This window comes from Chitinophaga varians, assembly GCF_014529945.1.
Lineage (GTDB): Bacteria > Bacteroidota > Bacteroidia > Chitinophagales > Chitinophagaceae > Chitinophaga > Chitinophaga varians.
The window spans coordinates 1,653,892-1,673,781 of record NZ_JACVFB010000001.1 but is presented as its reverse complement, the minus strand read 5'-3'; the positions used below and the strand labels follow the sequence as shown (position 1 = coordinate 1,673,781).

Genomic DNA, 19,890 nt, shown 5'->3' with positions numbered 1-19,890 from the left:
GATGAAACAACGTAACCCGGAAATAGACATGAACGACGTCGTGATTTCGATCAGGGACCTTTACAAGTCCTTCGGTTCGAATCATGTGTTGCGCGGTATCAATTTAGACGTTCACAAAGGCGAAAACGTAGTGGTGCTCGGACGCTCCGGTACCGGCAAGTCCGTCTTGATCAAAATCATCGTAGGCCTGCTGTATCCGGATGCCGGCTCGGTTAACGTGCTGGGCAAAGATGTCAGCTCCCTTACCGAAGCAGACCTGCGCGAGTTGCGGATGCAGGTAGGTTTCTCCTTTCAGAGTGCTGCCCTCTACGATAGTATGACCGTGGGCGAAAACCTCGCTTTTCCCTTACGCCGCAATAATAAACAGATCAGCAACGATCAGGTACGCCGCATGGTAGATATAGTACTGGACGCCGTAGGCCTGTCGCAGGCCATCAACCAGCTGCCCGCAGAACTCTCCGGCGGCCAGCGTAAACGCATCGGCATCGCCCGTACGCTTATCCTGAAACCACAGATCATGTTATATGATGAGCCGACCGCCGGTCTGGACCCCATCACCTGCATAGAAATCAACAACCTCATCAACGAAGTACAACGCCGGTTCAATACCAGCTCCATTATCATTACCCATGACCTCACCTGCGCCAAGGAAACCGGCGACAGCATTGCGGTAATGCAGGAAGGGCAGTTTGTGGCCCAGGGCTCCTTCGATGACGTATTCCGGAAAGAAAATGATCTTATCCAAAGTTTTTATCAATACAATTTCATACAGTAAGCTATGATTAAAGAAAGCAACAAACGAACAGTAACAGTAGGTATCTTCATTTTTGTTGGACTGGTCATTTTTACTGTAGGGATACTATTCCTCGGCGGACAGCGCAAAGCATTTGTGTCCTCTATCCGTGTTAAAGCCATGTTTCATGACATCAACGGTCTGGCCCCGGGCAACAACGTCTGGTATTCCGGCGTGAAAGTAGGCACCGTTAAAAAGATCACGTTTGTACAACACGACGTGATTGAAGTGGTGATGAATATTGAAAGAAGCTCCCGTCAGTTTATCCATAAAGATGTGAAAGCCAAAGTTGGCTCCGACGGCCTCGTAGGCAACAAAATCGTTGTACTGTCCGGCGGTACCGAAACCGTGCCGGCCATAGACAACGGCGATGTGATCGTGGCCGAAGCGGCTTTAAGTCCCGACAACATCATGGCTACGCTGCAGGTCAATAATGAAAACCTGGTAGAGATCACCGGTAACCTGAAAACGATCACCAAAAATATTGCTGAAGGACAGGGCACTATCGGCAAACTGCTGAAAGATGATTCTGTGTACACCAATGTACAGGCTACGCTGAACAACCTGAAAACCACGGCAGCCAATACCCAGCGGCTGACCGACCGGCTGGCTGATTATGCCGCCAAGCTACAGTCCAAAGGCTCCCTGACCAATAATCTGATTACTGATACAGTAGTATTCAGCCGCCTTCGTTCTACCGTCACCGAGATGGAGGCAGCGGCACAGAAAGCCAACGGCATGGTGGCCGACCTGAAGAAAGCCAGCGAGTCTGTGAGTGAAAACCTGACCAGCGATCAATCGCCTGCCGGTGTGCTGTTACACGATCAGGAATCAGCTGCAGCACTGAAGAAAATCATTACTAATCTCGAATCCAGTTCATCCAAACTGGACCAGAATATGGAAGCGTTGAAACACAACTTCCTGCTGAGAGGATACTTTAGAAAACAGGCCAAGCGTGAGAAAAAAGAGCAGGCCGAAAAAGAGAAAGCATTAGACAAAGTGCAGGGCCAATAAGCCCCTGCACTTTGCTTTTATTTTTCCTCCACCGTTTTGAGCAGCGGAGAATTGAACATACTTACCGGAGAAATGATTTGTTCCGTTAGTGGAATATTATTGCCATAGATCTGTTTCATCTGTTCTTTTACCGCGGGGCTGTTCAGGTCAAAGTCTTTCAGCTGCTCCAGTTTCCCCAGTTCCAGCCCTGTTGACTCTTTATAAATCTTCCAGACCAGTTCAGAACAATAGATCCGTTCATCTGACCAGCCGAAGTAAAAATCATAGTTCTTCCCGTCATATTTTTTACCCGCGTCCACCATCTTTTGCACCGTCGTTTGTGTGATCACGCTGTCCGCGTTTTTCAGCCGCTTGATAACATAATGTCCTTTGCGGCCACGGCTAATCCATTTCTGCAGCGGTGTATAGCGCACCGGTTGCAGCGCTTCGTATACATATAGTTCCCCGTCTTTCGGCAGGACGATACCACAGTGACTATACTTTGAATGGGTGGCCAGTTTAATGGCTGTACTGAGATCTGACATTGACTCCTGAAAGATCACATCTCCGGCCCTGGCGGCCGGCGGTTGCTGCAAAGGTTTCTTCACCGGCATTCCGGTGAGGTACAGTGCACCACCGATCAGTGCTGCGAGCGGCAGTGTGGTGAACAAGGCTATTTTCTTCAAGCTGGCCATCTGTTTGGGATTAATGGTAATCGATTATTTTGTAATGATAAAACTTTTATGGCAATAATAGCCGTTGTATTTTTAGTGCATGAAAGCAAAGAAGCGTTGGCTGTATTTTGTACTGATCATGTTGAATATACCCCTTGGATTAGCCACCAGATGGGCCCCACAGTACTTCCCTACCCTTGTTCGTATTTATGGCGGTGATGTTTTTTCCGCTACCTGTATTTTCTTCGGTATTCGTTTTTTGTATCCGTTGAAGTCGATCGCAAAAGTTTCCCTGATCAGTTTTCTGGTCTGTATCGCCATTGAAGTGCAACAGCTCTATCAGGCAGCATGGGCTGTGAAGCTGCGTAATACGCCACTGGGCATTCTGTTGGGGCATGGCTTTTTGTGGAGTGATTGTGTATGTTATGCAGTGGGAACGTTGATGGCTGCGGGGGTAGCGCTTTTGCTGGAACGGCTGCCCTATTTCCGGATTTTTTGATTTACGATTTTTTGATTTTGTAGATTGATAAATTAGCGAAGACCAAAGCGGGTACCTGATCAGGCTTTGGTCTTCGTATTTATTCGCAAAATCAAAAAATCGTAAATCAAAAAATTCCTAAATAGCTAATTTGATCACAACTTTCTTTACCGCTGCCGGCTGGTCAATCCGGAGATTGGGCATGTGCAGGTCTGTTGGAAAAAAGATGGCAAAGTGTTGTTGATCGAGGCGGGTGAAGAAGGCTGGCTTTTCAGCGAACAGCATATAATCTTCCGTGTCGCTGTATGCTTTGGAAGGCGTTTGCTGGTGCAGAAAATCATGCCCGATCAGTTCAGCGCCTTTCACGATATATTGTATATCGATGTATTTTTTATGCGCTTCCATTTGTTCACCGGAAGGGTCTACGGTATCATATTCGTTCACGATGGCAAAGAGGTTGGTACCGTCGATTTCATATTTTCCTTTTTCCAGTGTCTGGAAATCTGTCTGTGCGAGGTATTCGAAAGCCTTGACAAATCCGGGGCCCAGGCAGTGATAGCGGTGGGCGTTGCTGATGGTGTCGAGAATCATGTGCAGATAAAATAAAGATAGATGAGCCGTAAAGATATTTAAAAACGCGAAAGTGTTTACACAATCGTTACTTTAATGCCCATGTCTTCCATGGTTTTCACCAGGTGCGGGGAAATACCGGTGTCTGTGATGACTTCATCCACGTCTTCCAGGCCACAGATACGGCCGAAGCCTCTTTTTCCGAATTTAGTGGAGTCTGCCAGCACGATGATTTTCTGTACCGTGGCAATCATCTTCTGATTAAGATGTGCTTCCATGATATTAGAAGTAGTGAGACCGAATTCGAGATCAATCCCATCTACCCCGAGAAACAATTTACTACAGGAGAAGTCTTCCAGTATTTTTTCCGCATAGGGACCGGTTACCGAGGAGGAGCTGGTACGGAGCTGGCCGCCGAGTTGTATCACCTCCACATCAGGGATGCGGATGAGTTCCAGCGCTACGTTCAGGGCCCCGGTGATGACGGTCAGATGCCCTTTGGGATGGATATTTTTAGCCAGTGCCAGTACGGAGGTACCGGAGGCGATGATGATGGCGTCGTTGGGCGCAATAAGCGCTGCGGCTGCCAGGCCGATGTTATTTTTCTCTTCGCTGCGCAGCTTCTCCTTTTCATTCACCGGTTTATCGTTGGTGTAAGGATTATTCACAGAAGCGCCGCCATGCGAGCGAAATAGCAGGGCTTTATCTTCCAGCAGTTTCAGGTCTTTACGTATAGTCACTCCCGATACATCGAGCTCCTTACAGAGATCTACCACGTTCACATATCCTTTTTCTGCCAGTTTATCCAGTATAAACTTATGACGTTCAGCTATATTGATCATAGACATATCACATAAAAATAACGTATTAAAACTTTTTCACGCAAAGAATTTAGAGGGAGCCAAGAAAGAAATAGGGCGAATAAAACAGGGAGATCGACCTAATTATTTCGATCTATTTTCTATTGTTACGTTTTTATCCAGTGTATCCTTTCATTTGAAACACCCAAAATATCCCGCCATTGCTCACAGCCATTTTCCCTTTCATCCAAAAAATATTTCACTTTCTCGTTTATTTTTCTATTTTGGTTTCGAATTGTTTTATTTTCTTTTATTTTACACTCAAATATAACAATTTGAAAGTAATTAAAAGGAACATTATAATCATATGAACAGACCGGAATCAATCAAAAGCCTGCGATCCATGCCCGCCCGTACCTGGGACATGATCATTATAGGAGGAGGAGCCACAGGCCTGGGAATAGCCATGGACGCAGCTTCCAGAGGGTATAAAACCCTGCTGCTGGAACAGGCGGACTTCGCCAAAGGGACATCCAGCCGCGCTACCAAACTGGTACATGGCGGCGTAAGATACCTCGCACAAGGCGATGTGGCACTGGTAAGAGAAGCATTATATGAAAGGGGGTTACTACTCCACAATGCCCCTCACCTCGCCCATAACCAGCAGTTTATCATTCCTCACTACTCCTGGTGGCAGGGCCCTTTTTATACCATCGGTCTTAAAATATATGACCTGCTCTCCGGCAAGTTGAGTTTGGGCAAGTCCAAACACATTGGTAAAAACGAGGTGACCCACCGTCTGCCTAACATACAGGCCGAAGGCCTGAAAGGCGGCATCGTGTACCACGACGGACAGTTCGACGACGCCCGCCTGGCGGTCAACATCGCACAAACGGCCGCTGAAAACGGCGCCGTGTTACTCAACTACTGCAAAGTAGATGGTCTCCTGAAAGAGCATGGTAAAGTGAGCGGTGTCACCGCTACCGATCTGGAAAGCGGCGAATCGTTCCGACTGGCGGCCCGCACCGTTATCAACGCCACCGGCGTATTTGTAGATGAGATCCTGCAACTGGACAATCCAGGCGCCCGCCCGATGGTACGCCCGAGTCAGGGCGTGCACCTGGTGCTCGACGCCTCTTTCCTGCAAAGCAGCAGCGCCATTATGATCCCTAAAACATCCGATGGGCGTGTGCTCTTTGCCGTGCCCTGGCACAATAAAGTACTGCTGGGCACTACTGACACGCCACTGGAATCACACAGCATGGAGCCGGTAGCATTGGAACAGGAAATAGATTTCATTCTTGCCACCGCCGCACAATACCTCACGCGTACGCCTACACGTGCAGATGTGCTGAGCGTATTCGCAGGCTTACGCCCGCTGGCAGCACCGCAGAAAGACACCAACAGCACCAAGGAAATTTCCCGCAGCCATAAGATCATTGTAGCGCCTTCCGGCCTGATCACCATCACCGGCGGCAAATGGACCACCTTCCGCAAAATGGCTGAAGACACGGTAGACGAAGCTATCCGTCAGGGCAATATCACACCGGCCAAATGCAATACCAAAGGTTTACGTATCCACGGTTATCAGAAACAGCCGATGGCACAGGTGCCGCTGGACGTATACGGCAGCGACGCCGCCCAGGTACAGGCACTGGCCGCCATGCGACCGGCATTCGCGAAAACGCTGCATCCGCGACTACCTTACATCAAAGCACAGGTAATATGGGCCGTAAGACAGGAAATGGCACGCACCGTTGAGGACACCCTCGCCAGAAGGACCAGGGCACTGTTCCTCGATGCGCAGGCCGCCATTGACATGGCCCCTGAAGTAGCCGAACTGATGGCCGCAGAACTGGGCAGAGACGAAGCATGGCAGCAACAACAGGTAAAAGCCTTCACCGCCGTGGCACAGAATTACCTGCTGAAGAATGTCCGTACACGGGAACAGCTGCCGGTGGGCGCCTAACAAAGACAACGTTATTCCACCATCAACTATAGCGAATAAATTATCCACGCAGAAAAAGAAAAACATGACCAAATACGTAATGGCGCTGGATCAGGGTACTACCAGCTCACGAGCCATCATCTTTGACAAAGCAGGCGCTATTATTTCAGTAGCACAGAAAGAATTCACGCAGCTGTTTCCCGCACCGGGATGGGTAGAACACGACCCTGCTGAAATATGGAGCAGCCAGATAGGCGTTGCCACCGAAGCGATGGCCAAAGTAGGCCTCGAAGGCGGTAACATCGCTGCCATCGGTATTACCAACCAGCGGGAGACGACGATCGTATGGGACCGTGAAACGGGCAAACCGGTACACAACGCCATTGTATGGCAGGACCGCCGTACCGCGTCTTTCTGCGACAGCCTCAAAGCCAGTGGTAAAGAAGAACTGATCAGAGCCAAAACAGGTCTCGTAATAGACGCCTATTTCTCCGGCACCAAAGTGAAATGGATACTCGACAATGTAAGCGGTGCCCGTGAAAGAGCAGCGCAAGGCAAACTGGCCTTTGGCACCGTAGATGCCTGGCTGGTATGGAACCTTACCCATGGCGCCGTACATGCCACCGATATCACCAATGCCTCCCGCACCATGCTGTTCAATATCCACACCCAGACGTGGGATGAAGAACTGCTGGCGCTCCTGGACATCCCGGCCTCCATGTTGCCGGAAGTAAAAGAGTCCAGCGAAGTATGCGGCCTCACCGCCCCCGGTGTTTTCGCTGAACAGATACCTATTTCCGGTATTGCCGGCGATCAGCATGCCGCCTTGTTTGGCCAGATGTGCACCGAGCCCGGCATGGTGAAAAACACCTATGGCACCGGCTGTTTCATGCTGATGAACATCGGCACCAAACCTATCCTCAGCAAAAACAATCTGCTGACCACCGTTGCCTGGAAAGTGAATGGCGAGACCCACTATGCGCTCGAAGGCAGCATCTTCATTGCCGGCGCTATCGTGCAGTGGCTGCGTGATGGCCTGGGCATCATCCGTTCGTCTTCAGAAGTAGAAGAACTGGCAGCCAAAGCCGCGCAAAATGACGGCGTATACCTGGTGCCTGCTTTCGCCGGTCTGGGCGCCCCTTATTGGGACCAGCACGCCCGCGGTACGCTCGTAGGCATGACGCGTGGCACCAACGCTTCCCACATAGCCCGTGCAGCGCTGGAAAGTATCGCCTATCAAACTATGGACGTACTCAAAGCCATGGAAGCCGACGCCGGTATCAGCATACAGGAACTGCGTGTAGATGGCGGCGCCACCGGCAACAACCTGCTCATGCAGTTCCAGGCCGATATCCTGCAGGCTAAAGTAGTACGCCCGGGCATCACAGAAACCACCGCTCTCGGAGCCGCCTATCTGGCAGGCCTGGCCACCGGTTACTGGCAAAACCTGGAAGACATCCGCAGCCAGTGGCAGATGGAGAAAACCTTTACGCCTGATCCCGCACAGCAACAACGGGAAATATGGATCAGTGGCTGGCACAAGGCCGTAGATGCCGCCAGACACTGGGCACAACAGTCATGATCAACCAAAACATACAACCAACAAACCACCAATCTCTATGTCTCCGATTTTAGCAGAATTTATAGGTACCGCATTATTGCTCCTGCTGGGCAACGGCGTAGTAGCCAATGTGGTGCTCAACAAAACAAAGGGCAACAGCGGCGGATGGATCGTTATCACCACCGGATGGGCTTTGGCCGTATATGTAGGCGTGGTCGTTGCCGGCCCTTACAGCGGCGCGCATCTCAATCCCGCTGTATCCGTAGCGCTGGCCGCTGCCGGCAAATTCAGCTGGGCCGAAGTGCCCATGTTTGTCCTCGCGCAACTGGCAGGCGCCATGCTGGGCACTTCCCTCGTATGGTACAACTACAAAGACCATCTGGATGCCACGCCCGACAATGGCCTGCAACGCGCCTGCTTCTGCACGGAGCCGGCTATACGTAAACCGCTGCGCAACTTGATCTGCGAAGTGACCGGTACGTTCGTACTGTTGTTTACCATCTTCTATTTTACCGGCGCTGAACTGGGCACCGAGAAAACACCTGTGGGACTGGGTTCCCTCGGCGCCGTACCGGTAGCGTTTCTGGTATGGGCCATCGGCCTGTCCCTTGGCGGTACCACCGGTTATGCCATCAACCCGGCCAGAGACCTTGGCCCGCGTATTATGCACGCCATCTTGCCGATGAACGGCAAAGGACACAGCGACTGGTCCTACGCCTGGATACCCGTTGCCGGTCCGCTGGCAGGCGGCGTACTGGCCGCGGCCTTATATCTGCTGCTGAAATAACGATCACCTGTAGTAACCATCATGAATATATGCGAACAGCACGTTAGAAAAAATGACTACAACCTGTAACAATTCATCAACAATGAAAAAACAAATGAATGTCCGGCTGATGGCCTGTGCCATGGCAGCTGCCGCCACTGTTTTTGCCGCTTGTAAAACATCAAAGTCCACCACCGCCGTACAGCACAAGGACCTGCCTTCTTTCTTTAAAGTAGGCCACCGCGGTACCCGTGGACTAATGCCGGAAAACACCATTCCGGCCATGTATAAGGGTATGGAGACCGGCGCCAATACCATTGAATTTGATGTACACATCACCAAAGACGGTCAGGTAGTGGTATACCACGACGCCTCCTTTACACCATCCTACACCACTATGCCGGATGGTAAAGACATCGCCGCCGCAGAACGCAGCAAGTACATTTTCTACCAGATGAACTACGCCGATATCCGTCGTTTTATCATCGGCGAGAAACCGTACCCCGCTTTCCCGGAGCAGGAGCATCTCCGCTCCTACGCGCCACTGCTGGGTGAAATGATCGACTCCGTGGAGGCCTATACGAAAAAGCACCACCTGCCTCCGGTGTACTACCTGCTGGAAGTAAAGTCTTCCGAAAAAACAGATGGCAAAGAACAACCTGCTCCGGAAGAATACATGAAGATCATGATGGCCGTAAAACAACTGAAGCCATTAGGCAACCGCCTGCTGATCCAATCGTTTGACATGCGCCCGCTGCAGGTACTGCATAAGACGCACCCACATATCAGACTGGGCTTTCTCACCGGCGACAAAAACGTAACGTTCGAACAGAATATGCAACAGCTGGGCTTTACACCAACGTTCTACAATCCGGCCTACCAGCTGGTTACACCGGAACTGATTAAAAAATGTCATGACCAACAGATGCTGATTGTTCCCTGGACAGTACAGGAGCCAGCAGAAATGAAACAATTAAAAGCCATGGGCGTAGACGGTATCATTACAGATTATCCCAACAGGCTGGAACAAGCGATCAAATAATATCAACCAAAAAAACACAAAACAGCTATGAAATTGCGAACACGATTCCGGGCATTACGTCCGGCTGGTATGCTATTGCTATGCCTCGGAATCATCCTTATCTCTGTCACTTCCCTGTATGCACAGGATGTACACCTTACCGGTAAAGTTACCGGGACGGGCGGCACACCACTGCCCGGTGTAAGCATTCAGGTGGCCGGCACCACCAAAGGCGCCAGCACCAGCGCTGATGGCCAGTTCAAACTGAACGCGCCCACAGGTTCTACGTTAAAAATTTCTTTTATTGGTTACATCTCCAAAGAAATCAAAGTAACCAATGCCAATCCGCTGCATATCACACTGGAAGAGGATGTACAGAAACTCAACGATGTGGTGGTGGTAGGTTATGGCACCCAGAAAAAAGCCACCCTCACCGGCGCCATCACCACCGTATCCATGGCTGAACAGGAAGGCCGCCCGATCACCAATGCCAGTAACGCATTACAGGGTGTTCCGGGCGTATTCGCCAACCTGAGCAACAGCCAGCCCGGCGTAGACCGCAGCACCATCCGCATCCGCGGTGTTGGTACGCTGAGCAGCGCCTCTCCGCTGGTCATGGTGGACGGTATTGAGTACTCCCTGGATGAACTGAATCCGAATGACATCGAGACCATCACCGTGCTGAAAGATGCTGCCGCGGCCATTTACGGTTCCCGTGCAGCCAACGGCGTTATCCTCGTTACCACCAAAAAAGGAAAAGGCGCCGCTAAAATCAACTACAGCTATTACCGCGGCGCACAGAAAGCCACGTATCTGCCGGATATCATCGATAATCCGATTGCGTACATGAAGCTGAAAAACCAGGCCAACCTGAACACCGGTGTTACCCAGCTCGACTACTCCGACGCAGAGATCGCAGAATATGAAAAAGGCATGGCCACAGATCCGATCCTCTACCCTGCCAACAACTGGTACAAGATCGCACTGAAGAACGGCCTTATCCAGAAACATGATCTGAGTGTAGCCGGCAGCGGTGACAAATATCAATACCGCCTGTCTCTCGGTTACCTGGACCGCAACGGTATCCTCTTCGGGCCCGGCAACCACGAGAAAAAATATTCCGTAGGCCTGAATACTTCCATGCAGGTAACCAATCGCTTAAAAGCCGGTATTACGCTGGATGGTTATTACCGTAACTATACGCAGCCATTCTACAACTCCACCTGGGAATACCTGGCCAGAGCGCTTCCTATTCTGACCGATACCCTGGCAGATGGCCGCTATGGCAACTCCTGGCTGAGAACAGCAGGCCGTAACAACTGGGAGCATCCCCGTATGTTGTCCTACAACGGTTTACAGACCAAGATTGTACAACGTTTCCTGGCGACTGTTTTCGCAGAATATAAACTGCCTTTTGATATTACTTACAACATCAAATTTGGGGTAGATAAATACGATGGCCAGCTGACACAGTTCACGCCTCGGATGTCTACTTTTGACCCAAAGACCAACAAGGTCACCAACTGGAACAACCAGACTACCGCTCCGCGTTCGTACAAGACGGATTACAATGATATGAACATTCACTTCTACAACACGCTGGACTGGAAACGGACTTTTGCCGGCAAACACAATATCAGCGCGATGGTTGGCGCCAGCTACGATGCCTTCGACAGTGATCAGTTTGATGCCAGCATGTATGGTTATCTGGATGCCACCCTCGACGCATTGTCTGCCGGTACCGTATGGAACGCTACTTCCGGTAATACCACCCGCGACGTGCTGGAGTCTTATTTCGGTCGCGCCAACTACGACTATGACGGCAAATACCTGCTGGAAGCCACTTTCCGCTACGATGGTTCTTCCCGTTTCGGCAATGGCCACCGCTGGGGCTTCTTCCCGTCTGTATCTGCCGGCTGGCGTATTGACAGGGAATCTTTCTTCCGGTCCAAATTCATCGATCTCCTGAAGCTGCGCATATCTGCCGGCCAGATGGGTAACCAGGCTGTAGCCCTTTATAGCTATACGCCGTCTGTTGTGTTAAAAGAAGACTACAGCTTTGGCGGTGTGCTGAGCTCCGGCGGCGCCACCAAAGACTATGCTGATCCATCTATCAGCTGGGAAACCACCACCACCTACAACGCCGGGGCAGACATCAACGTGTGGAAAAGCCGTATAGCCCTGACCGTAGACGCGTATAAAAAACGTACCACCGGTATCCTGCGTACTGTCGCTATTCCTTCACAGGTGGGTAATCTGAACGGTCCCAAACAAAACGTGGGCACTGTGGACAATACCGGTATAGAAGTCGTGCTGCAATACCGCAACAACATCGGCAACCTGGACTATGGCGTATTTGGTAACGTAGCGTACAACAAGAATATGGTCGTAGATCTGAAAGGGGAAAAAATCTACAGCGGTAATACCATTACCCAGAAAGGCTCTCCTATCGATGCCTACTACGTATTGCTGTCTGACGGCATTTTCCAGAGTGATGAAGAAGTGGCCAAGAGTCCGTTCCAGAACACCAAAACCAGAGCCGGTTATATCAAGTACAAGGATGTTAATGGCGACGGTATTATCAACGGAGATGACCGTGTAGTGCTGAACAGTTCTTCCTCTGTGCCTAAATGGACTTTCGGCTTCGGTTTCAATCTCGGTTACAAAGGCATTACCCTGAATGCCTCCTTCCAGGGCATTGGCGGCGTAAAAGCTTATCCTACCGGCAACCTGGCCATTCCTTTCAATAACGGCGCCAATGCTACCAAAGAATGGTTAACAGATGCCTGGACACCGGAGAACACCAATGCCCGCCTGCCTATTGTTACCACCGGCGGCAGCGATAACTTCCGTGGTTCCGATTTCTGGCTGCGTAATAATTCTTACATCCGTATGAAAAACATCCAGCTGGGTTATTCCCTGCCGGAAAGATGGTTGTCCAAAGTGAAAATCAGCAAGGTGAATGTATTCGTGAATGGCGAAAACCTGTTGACATTCTCCCGGTACAAAGACTTCGATCCGGAATCTATCCTGGACCAAACATCGCTGTACCGTTACCCGATGCTGAAAACATTTAACGGCGGCTTAAACGTGACCTTCTAATGCACCAAACCATGACATCAATGAAAACAAGATATATTGCATTGGCCTTTGCCGGAATGATGGCAGCCTCCTGCAACAAAAGTCTGCTGGACACCGCTCCGCACGACAAATACACAGAAGAAACCTTCTGGACCACTCCGGAAGCCGCTAACGCCGGTCTTACCGGTTGTTATTCCGTACTGCGCAATGATGGTATCTATGGCGGTAAGGGCTCCAACAACGCGACCGCTTTATGGGACGAAACGCTTTCGCCCAATGCCTGGACGCAGACGGACGTGATGAAGTTCAACGCCATCGCCTCCGGCTCACAAATGGCCAGCTCCGGCGGCATCATCAGCTCCCGCTACAGCGATTGCTACAGTGGCATCGGACGCTGCAACACCTTTATCAAAAAGGTAGACGAAGTGCCAGGCATGGACGACAAACAGAAACAGGTGATGAAAGGCCAGGCCTATTTCCTGCGCGCCTTGTATTACTTCCAGCTGCAAAACTACTACGGTGGCGTGCCGCTGATTCTTGATCCGCCCAACAAGGAAACACAAAGTCTCCTTCCGCGTAACAAGCGGGAAGAGGTAGTAGCGCAGGTATTGAAAGACCTCGATGAAGCTACCGCCCTGTTGCCGTTGACCTATGGCGCCTCCGACAAAGGCAGGGCCACCAAAGGCGCGGCTATGTCCCTCAAAGCACGTGTATTGCTGTTTGAAGCCAGTCCGCTGCTGAACGTTGCCAATGACGCCAACAAATGGGCAGCCGCTGCCGCCGCCGCCAAAGCGGTGATGGACCTGGGTGGCACCGGTTATGGTTTGTTCGACAACTACCGCAACCTGTTCCTGAAACAGAACGAGAACAACAAAGAAGTGATCTTCGACGTACAGTATCTGTTCCCCAACCAGGGCAACTCATTTGATCTGATCTGTTCTCAATACAACTCCAATGCGCCTTTGCTGGGCCTGGCGCAGGCTTATTACATGAAAAACGGTTTGCCTATCACCGATCCCGCTTCCGGTTATGACCCTCAGAAACCGTATCTGAACCGTGATCCGCGCTTACAGGGCACCATCACTTTCCCGACAGACATCTACCAGGGAAAAGTGGTAGACACCAAACGTTTTGCCATTACCGGTTATGGTGTGAAGAAATTCAGTGTGTATGACAGCATCGTCCCTGCCGCTATTGACGCAGACCTGAAAGGTGGCCAGTCAGAGATCAACTTCATCGTGTTGCGCTATGCTGATATTCTGATGATGTACGCAGAAGCACAGAACGAAGCTGTTGGTCCGGATGCCACTGTGTATGCAGCGCTGAACCTGATCCGTGACCGTGTACGCATGCCTCATATTACGCCGAATCTCTCCAAAGATGATATGCGTAAAGAAATAAGACATGAAAGACGTGTGGAATTTGCCTGCGAAGGGTTATATTACAATGATATCCGTCGCTGGAAAACAGCCGAGACAGAGCTTAACGGCCCTATCTATAACTACGCCGGCAAAGAGATGGAGAAAAGGGTATTTAACTCCAAACGTGACTACTGGTGGCCTATCCCGCAAGGAGAGAAAGACCTGAACCCTAATCTGGAGCAGAATCCGGGATACTAGTATTCATCCAGCTATTTGTCCGTTCATACAAAAAAAAGCAGCTTAATTGCTGAAACGGAATAAACTTAGCGGTTCTGGCCGGAGGGGCCAGGACCGCTAACTATTTACAGCTATATAGAAATCTAAAAGAACATGACCAGACTAAAACTCTCCGCCCTGCTGATGATGGGCACCCTAGCCATTGGGCAGGGGCCATCGGCAATGGCACAAGCTCCGGAAAGGCCCAAACTAGTAGTGGGAATTGTGGTGGACCAGATGCGTTGGGATTACCTGTACCGTTATGCTGACCGTTATGAATCCGGCGGCTTCAAAAGAATGCTGAGTGAAGGTTTCTCCTGTGAGAACACCACCATCAGCCATCTCCCATCTTTTACTGCTGTAGGACACAGCACCGTATATACCGGGTCAGTGCCCGCCATCCACGGCATCACCGGCAATGACTGGACCGATCAGCTGACCGGTAGAAAATGGTATTGTACCGAAGATACCGTGGCACAATCCGTCGGCAGCACCTCCAAAGCCGGACAGATGTCGCCACGCAACCTGCTGGCCTCTACCATCACTGATGAACTGCGTTTTGCCACCAACTTCCGCTCTAAGGTAGTCGGCGTGTCGCTGAAAGACCGTGCATCCATCCTGCCTGCCGGACATACGCCCAACGGCGCTTTCTGGTTTGATGATGCCAATGGCAGTTTCATCACCAGCACCTACTATATGAAAGAATTGCCGGAATGGGTAAAACGCTTCAACGGCCGGAAACTGCCGGAGCAGCTCATGTCCAGGCCCTGGGAGCCGCTGTATCCGATCAACAGCTACGTGCAGAGCAGTGCGGACAATGTGTCCTGGGAAGGTACTTTCGGTGGTGAAAAAGCACCTGTGTTCCCGCACAACATGAAAGAGATCTACAAAAAAAATCCCGGTAGCCTGCGCTCCACACCGTCCGGCAATACCCTTACGCTGGAATTCGCGATGGCAGCCGTTGACGGCTACAGCCTCGGCAGCGGCGAAGCCACCGACTTCCTCACCATCAACTGCGCTTCTACCGACTATGTAGGGCACCAATACGGCCCGAACTCTATTGAAGTGGAAGACACCTATCTCCGCCTCGATAAAGACCTCGCCGGCTTCTTCAGCTACCTCGACAAAAAAGTAGGCAAAGGCAACTACCTCGTGTTCCTCACCGCAGACCACGGCGCCGCTCACTCCGTAGGTTTTATGAACGAATACAATGTGCCTGCCGGTTTCGTGAAAGACAAACCTATGATGGCCAGTCTCGATAGCCTGCTGGCCGTTCGTTTCGGCGTGAAAGGCCTCGTACGCTCCGGTATGAACTACCACGTAAACTATGACGTCAATAAAATAGAAGCCAATAAACTGGACTACGACGCCATCAAAAAAGAAACGGTGAAGTTCCTCCAGCGCCAGCCGGGCATACAGTTCGCAGCAGATATCGACAATCTGGGCGACAGCCCGATACCACAGCCGATCAAAAGCATGATCGCCAACGGCTACAATCCTAAACGCACCGGTTCGGTGATGATCATCCCCGAACCAGGATGGTATCAGGGCTTCGAGAAAGGTACCACGCATGGCAACTGGAACCTGTATGACATCCACATCCCACTCGTATTCATGGGATGGCATGTTCAACATGGCGCCAGCAATGAAATCACCCATATGACAGACATTGCCGCCACATTGGCTGCCATGCTGCATATCCAGATGCCAAACGGCTGCGTAGGCCGCCCTATTGAAAGCGTTATCAGCCGAAAATAATCCAGGGCTGAAGCCCGGTGCTACGATATGGGCTCACATAGGAACCCGTGTTGCCGCCGATGGAAAACAGTTTATACAGCAACGTATCCTTGTTTTTCACCGGCCCGGCAACACGGGTTTTTTATTTTAGTTTATAACATGGGTGTAATAGATCAATTAGCAACGTCTCCCGGACGAAGGGATGAAGTCCCTAATCAGGAATTGGCGGCTGGTATGGTGGACAGGAAAGACAAGGAGGTCTAATTCTGCTCCGGCGTTACTTTCTCCCCCAGGCGCAGGTTCTTACGGATAACACGGTAGATGTCCATTTCCCGGAAAGGTTTCATCAACCAGTCGTTGAAGCCGGCGCGTTTGAAATCGCGCACATCTTGTTCGGTGATGTCCGCCGTGAGTGCCAATACTACTACACCGGCCTTTTTCGGATCTGCATGCCTGCGTATCCGTTCCACGACCTCCAGTCCACTTAGTTTAGGCATATGCAGATCGAGCAACACAAGATCGTACTGTTGCTGTTCAAACATGCGCATGGCCACTTCCCCGTCACGGGCCATATCAAAACGGCATTTCCACCGTGTCAGCATCATCTTCATCAGTAAGAGGTTCATCTCCTGATCTTCCGCTACCAAAACATAACGGCCTTCCATAAACGCTCCGATAGGCTGTTCCGCTTCTTCTTCCATCATACCATGTTCCGTAACCGCGGCCAGCTCATAGGGTATGCGGCAAATAAACTCTGAGCCTTGTCCCACCTCGCTGGTAAAGGAAATACTACCGCCATGCATTTCCACCAGTTTCTTCGTGATGGCCAGACCAAGACCGGTACCTTTGACGGTTACCCGGGCCGGGGCAGCCTGGTAAAAGCGTTCAAACAGATTAGCCTGTGCCTCTTTGCTGATGCCTTCTCCGGTATCTTTCACCGTAAACGTAAACAGGCCGTGGGTATCAGAGAGTACCTCCAGTGTGCCCGTCACCGTTACACTACCGCTCGGCGTGTATTTAACGGCGTTACTGATCAGGTTGAGCAGTACCTGTTTCAGACGGAAGGCATCCCCCTTTACTTCCCGCCGTTGTTCTCCTTTAAAATCGGCCGTGAACGCCAGATTCTTCTGTATGGCCAGAATACGGGTGGTGTTGATCACCTCTTCAAAAGTAGCATACAGCGAGAAAGGTTCATGCAGGATAGAGATGTATTCTTTTTCCAGTTTGGAGAAGTCCAGCACATCGTTGACCACCTGCATCAGCATGTCCGCGGATGTTTCCACAGAACGCAGCAGGTCGCGCTGATTGGCCGAGAGTTCCGAATACGACAGTTGTTCGCTGAAGCCTACCACGGCGTTGAGCGGTGTCCGTATTTCATGGCTCATATTGGCCAGGAATTCCGTCCGCACCCGGGCCTGTTCCCGTGCAGCGCCTTCACTGGCTTCCAGCTGCAATTCTTTTTTACGCAGCAACCAATAAGTGCCTAACGCCGTGGCAACGGCCAGCACCAGTGAAACGAATCCCCATACCGCTATGTTGCGCATGGTACTGGCATCTGCGTATACCGACTGTTTGGCCTGTTGTTTCTGTTGCGCCAATGCGGTGGCAGCATTCTCTCTCAATGCCACAATCAGGGTATCCAGTTCTCCCAGCATGGAAATATTGGTGCCCGCCAGCGACTGCTCATCAGCATCTATTTTCAGGCGGTTGGCCAATTGCGTGCGTAGTATCTTTTTATAGTATCCGTTTACGTCCGTGATGATGTCTTTCATTCGCTGGGCGTCGTAAGCTGCCTTGTCGATTACTTTTCCGCTTTTGGTTTTCACCAGCACGGCCATCTGGGCCTTTACCGTATCTCCCTTGTTTTTATTGGAGATGGCGCTTCCCAGTCGTTTGAAGAACCCTTTCTTTTTCTCCGGCGCCGCCTGTACGTTGCTGACCGTGTCCATGGTCACTTCATCTTTCTTGATTTGCGTGACCTTATAGTTGGGGATGCTGCTCAGCAGTTTATCGATACGGTCGTCCGTGAGCGAAGTCGACAGCATAGAGTCCGTTGTTTTTTTCATCTGGGCAATACGTTCGGAGACTTCCGTCTTTTTAGCCACGAGTCCGTCGAACTGCCGATGATCAGGTGTTTTAGCGAGCATACCAGCCACCATGTCTACAGATGACAACACTTCCCCCAATTGCACCGAGAATTGCTGTAGGTAGTTCCTTTTGTAGGTGATGGTGAACATACGGAAGTTATTTTCCGCGCGGCTGAGGGTCAACAGGGCCTTGTCCATAAGGTGTATGCCGGGATTATCGCGGGACAGGGTGTCCGCTGATGCCAGCAGCTTTCCTGCGCTGCGCTGGTGAACATCATACCCGAAAAAAAACAGTACGCCAATGGTAAAGGCGGCCAGGGCTAATACAACAAAGAATACTTTAAGTGATCGACGCATGTTAACGTATAGTTGGTTATTAATAAACGAGATGGTATAGTAAACAGAGGGTTTACAGTACTGATGGTTACTGATACGATTAAAACAATACGATTAAACTGATACGAGAAAAAAGGAAATGATTAAGGATATGGTCAGCGCTTTCAGCTGCTTCTAAGGGGAAGGTAAATAAAAAATGGGAATTAACAGTACGGGCCGCCAGTATTTAACACCTGACGGCCCCGGTCCTTTCATTTATCTTATCAGGATCAGAGATACCAGACTTCGTCGGGGTGAACAGAGAGGAACACCGTATCCCCTTTTTTCACTTCCGATTTGGCGGTCCTGACCAGGATGGTGTCTTTAGCGATAGTTACCGCCGTTTCATAGAAACTGCCATAGAAACGTACATGTTTTACTTTCCCTTTGACGGCTGATTCGCTTTCCGGTACCAGCATCAGGCTCTCCGGGCGGAGGAAAAGGTTTTTGTTGCTGGTTTCCACTCCCGGCAGTCCGGCAAATTTCTTTGCTTTAGCAGGACTGAAGAGATTATAGGTACCCAGCAAACCCGCCACATATTCGTTTACCGGCTGGCCGTACACCTGTTTGGGCGCGCCTTTCTGAACAATTTCACCGTCTTTCATGATCAACACCTCATCTGCCCAGGACAGGATATCCAGCGGGTCGTGAGAGATGAGCATGCAGGTGATGTTCAGGTTCTCCGAGATATCGTGAATGACTTCCTTCAGTTTGTTTTTATGAATAAGGTCGAGGTTGGAGAACGGCTCGTCCAGCAATAAGAGACGGGGCGCAGTCACCAGCAGCCTCGCCAGGGCAATTCGTTGTTTTTCGCCGCCGGACAACTGATCTGTTTTTCTCTTCAGCAGGTGAGAAATCTGGCACAGGTCATACAGCTCTGTCGCCGATTCTTCTGTGAGCTTATTGTTGTACGACAGGATTTCCTCCACGCGGTAGTTGTTGCGTAGTTCAAAGTGTTGCGACAGATAGGCGATACCGGGCTGTCCGGGGATCAGCACCTCCAGGGGGCCTTCCACCCTTACGTCTTCAAAAGAAACCTTGCCGGCATCGGCCTGCGCAAACCCACCGATCATTTTGAGCAATGTGCTTTTACCGGAACCTGTTTCTCCCGCGATGGCCACTTTTTGAAGTTTTTCCACCGTGAAGCTGATATCCTTCACAACCGGGGCACCCAGTTGATTTTTGCTGATGTTGGAGACCGTTAAAAAGCTCATAATTCCCGCCGATATTTCGTCATTTAGTATCAGGTTAAGCAGATATTTATTTAACCCATTAATGGACAAATATAACAGAAAATGGTAAAATGCAACCCCGTGACAATCATTTAACCACCCTGGTCCATACTGGCAGTGGATTACGCCCGCGTAAA

At 50.7% G+C, this 19,890-nt stretch carries 15 protein-coding genes; 10 read left to right on the top strand and 5 right to left on the bottom strand.

The annotated features are described in order from the left end of the window. Nucleotide 1: 1 nt before the first annotated feature. Nucleotides 2-775 carry an ABC transporter ATP-binding protein gene (locus tag ICL55_RS06340; RefSeq protein ID WP_246496156.1) on the top strand — a complete coding sequence of 258 codons (774 nt, stop codon included), beginning with the start codon at nucleotides 2-4 and terminating at the stop codon, nucleotides 773-775. 3 nt (nucleotides 776-778) lie between these two features. Then, entirely contained in the window at nucleotides 779-1,807 is a 1,029-nt protein-coding gene (locus tag ICL55_RS06335) for an MlaD family protein (RefSeq protein WP_188095184.1), read from the top strand. 17 nt (nucleotides 1,808-1,824) lie between these two features. Here ICL55_RS06335 and ICL55_RS06330 read toward each other — a convergent pair whose 3' ends face one another. Beyond that, complete coding sequence (locus ICL55_RS06330; RefSeq protein WP_188095183.1) at nucleotides 1,825-2,481, bottom strand: YiiX family permuted papain-like enzyme; 657 nt, start codon at nucleotides 2,479-2,481, stop codon at nucleotides 1,825-1,827. Nucleotides 2,482-2,560: 79 nt separating this feature from the next. On the opposite strand from ICL55_RS06330, the gene ICL55_RS06325 reads away from it, so the two are divergent. After that, nucleotides 2,561-2,959 (top strand): ribosomal maturation YjgA family protein, encoded by a 399-nt coding sequence (locus tag ICL55_RS06325; RefSeq protein WP_188095182.1) that lies wholly within the window; start codon nucleotides 2,561-2,563, stop codon nucleotides 2,957-2,959. 117 nt (nucleotides 2,960-3,076) lie between these two features. Here ICL55_RS06325 and ICL55_RS06320 read toward each other — a convergent pair whose 3' ends face one another. Further along, nucleotides 3,077-3,529, bottom strand: a complete 453-nt coding sequence (locus ICL55_RS06320) for a NanQ anomerase/TabA/YiaL family protein (RefSeq protein ID WP_188095181.1) — start codon at nucleotides 3,527-3,529, stop codon at nucleotides 3,077-3,079. A 56-nt stretch (nucleotides 3,530-3,585) separates the two neighbouring features. After that, the gene (locus ICL55_RS06315; RefSeq protein ID WP_343067707.1) at nucleotides 3,586-4,356 is read right to left on the bottom strand and encodes a DeoR/GlpR family DNA-binding transcription regulator; all 771 of its coding nucleotides are present in this window, start codon (nucleotides 4,354-4,356) and stop codon (nucleotides 3,586-3,588) included. A gap of 319 nt (nucleotides 4,357-4,675) precedes the next feature. Here ICL55_RS06315 and ICL55_RS06310 point away from each other — a divergent pair, with 319 nt between their 5' ends. The 7 genes from ICL55_RS06310 to pafA all read left to right on the top strand — a co-directional run bounded on the left by ICL55_RS06310 (nucleotide 4,676) and on the right by pafA (nucleotide 16,080). Next, nucleotides 4,676-6,277 (top strand): glycerol-3-phosphate dehydrogenase/oxidase, encoded by a 1,602-nt coding sequence (locus ICL55_RS06310; RefSeq protein WP_188095180.1) that lies wholly within the window; start codon nucleotides 4,676-4,678, stop codon nucleotides 6,275-6,277. Nucleotides 6,278-6,341: 64 nt separating this feature from the next. Beyond that, on the top strand, nucleotides 6,342-7,838 hold the full coding sequence (gene glpK / locus ICL55_RS06305; RefSeq protein WP_188095179.1) for a glycerol kinase GlpK: 1,497 nt from the start codon (nucleotides 6,342-6,344) through the stop codon (nucleotides 7,836-7,838). A 37-nt stretch (nucleotides 7,839-7,875) separates the two neighbouring features. After that, nucleotides 7,876-8,604 carry an MIP/aquaporin family protein gene (locus tag ICL55_RS06300; RefSeq protein ID WP_188095178.1) on the top strand — a complete coding sequence of 243 codons (729 nt, stop codon included), beginning with the start codon at nucleotides 7,876-7,878 and terminating at the stop codon, nucleotides 8,602-8,604. 82 nt (nucleotides 8,605-8,686) lie between these two features. Next, the gene (locus ICL55_RS06295) at nucleotides 8,687-9,625 is read left to right on the top strand and encodes a glycerophosphodiester phosphodiesterase family protein (protein ID WP_223151335.1); all 939 of its coding nucleotides are present in this window, start codon (nucleotides 8,687-8,689) and stop codon (nucleotides 9,623-9,625) included. Between the two features lie 27 nt (nucleotides 9,626-9,652). After that, nucleotides 9,653-12,706, top strand: a complete 3,054-nt coding sequence (locus ICL55_RS06290) for a SusC/RagA family TonB-linked outer membrane protein (RefSeq protein WP_188095177.1) — start codon at nucleotides 9,653-9,655, stop codon at nucleotides 12,704-12,706. Between the two features lie 20 nt (nucleotides 12,707-12,726). Continuing rightward, on the top strand, nucleotides 12,727-14,304 hold the full coding sequence (locus ICL55_RS06285; protein WP_188095176.1) for a RagB/SusD family nutrient uptake outer membrane protein: 1,578 nt from the start codon (nucleotides 12,727-12,729) through the stop codon (nucleotides 14,302-14,304). Between the two features lie 132 nt (nucleotides 14,305-14,436). Continuing rightward, entirely contained in the window at nucleotides 14,437-16,080 is a 1,644-nt protein-coding gene (pafA, locus tag ICL55_RS06280) for an alkaline phosphatase PafA (RefSeq protein ID WP_188095175.1), read from the top strand. A 239-nt stretch (nucleotides 16,081-16,319) separates the two neighbouring features. Here pafA and ICL55_RS06275 read toward each other — a convergent pair whose 3' ends face one another. After that, nucleotides 16,320-18,503 (bottom strand): ATP-binding response regulator, encoded by a 2,184-nt coding sequence (locus ICL55_RS06275; protein WP_188095174.1) that lies wholly within the window; start codon nucleotides 18,501-18,503, stop codon nucleotides 16,320-16,322. Between the two features lie 248 nt (nucleotides 18,504-18,751). After that, the gene (locus ICL55_RS06270; RefSeq protein ID WP_188095173.1) at nucleotides 18,752-19,735 is read right to left on the bottom strand and encodes an ABC transporter ATP-binding protein; all 984 of its coding nucleotides are present in this window, start codon (nucleotides 19,733-19,735) and stop codon (nucleotides 18,752-18,754) included. Between the last annotated feature and the right edge of the window lie 155 nt (nucleotides 19,736-19,890).

Coding starts and splice junctions, on each gene's coding strand:
- ICL55_RS06330 (WP_188095183.1), bottom strand. CDS start 2,481: ATGGCCAGCTTGAAGAAAATAGCCTTGTTCACCACACTGCCGCTCGCA.
- ICL55_RS06285 (WP_188095176.1), top strand. CDS start 12,727: ATGAAAACAAGATATATTGCATTGGCCTTTGCCGGAATGATGGCAGCC.
- ICL55_RS06310 (WP_188095180.1), top strand. CDS start 4,676: ATGAACAGACCGGAATCAATCAAAAGCCTGCGATCCATGCCCGCCCGT.
- pafA (WP_188095175.1), top strand. CDS start 14,437: ATGACCAGACTAAAACTCTCCGCCCTGCTGATGATGGGCACCCTAGCC.
- glpK (WP_188095179.1), top strand. CDS start 6,342: ATGACCAAATACGTAATGGCGCTGGATCAGGGTACTACCAGCTCACGA.
- ICL55_RS06335 (WP_188095184.1), top strand. CDS start 779: ATGATTAAAGAAAGCAACAAACGAACAGTAACAGTAGGTATCTTCATT.
- ICL55_RS06270 (WP_188095173.1), bottom strand. CDS start 19,735: ATGAGCTTTTTAACGGTCTCCAACATCAGCAAAAATCAACTGGGTGCC.
- ICL55_RS06340 (WP_246496156.1), top strand. CDS start 2: ATGAAACAACGTAACCCGGAAATAGACATGAACGACGTCGTGATTTCG.
- ICL55_RS06315 (WP_343067707.1), bottom strand. CDS start 4,356: ATGTCTATGATCAATATAGCTGAACGTCATAAGTTTATACTGGATAAA.
- ICL55_RS06300 (WP_188095178.1), top strand. CDS start 7,876: ATGTCTCCGATTTTAGCAGAATTTATAGGTACCGCATTATTGCTCCTG.
- ICL55_RS06320 (WP_188095181.1), bottom strand. CDS start 3,529: ATGATTCTCGACACCATCAGCAACGCCCACCGCTATCACTGCCTGGGC.
- ICL55_RS06295 (WP_223151335.1), top strand. CDS start 8,687: ATGAAAAAACAAATGAATGTCCGGCTGATGGCCTGTGCCATGGCAGCT.
- ICL55_RS06275 (WP_188095174.1), bottom strand. CDS start 18,503: ATGCGTCGATCACTTAAAGTATTCTTTGTTGTATTAGCCCTGGCCGCC.
- ICL55_RS06290 (WP_188095177.1), top strand. CDS start 9,653: ATGAAATTGCGAACACGATTCCGGGCATTACGTCCGGCTGGTATGCTA.
- ICL55_RS06325 (WP_188095182.1), top strand. CDS start 2,561: ATGAAAGCAAAGAAGCGTTGGCTGTATTTTGTACTGATCATGTTGAAT.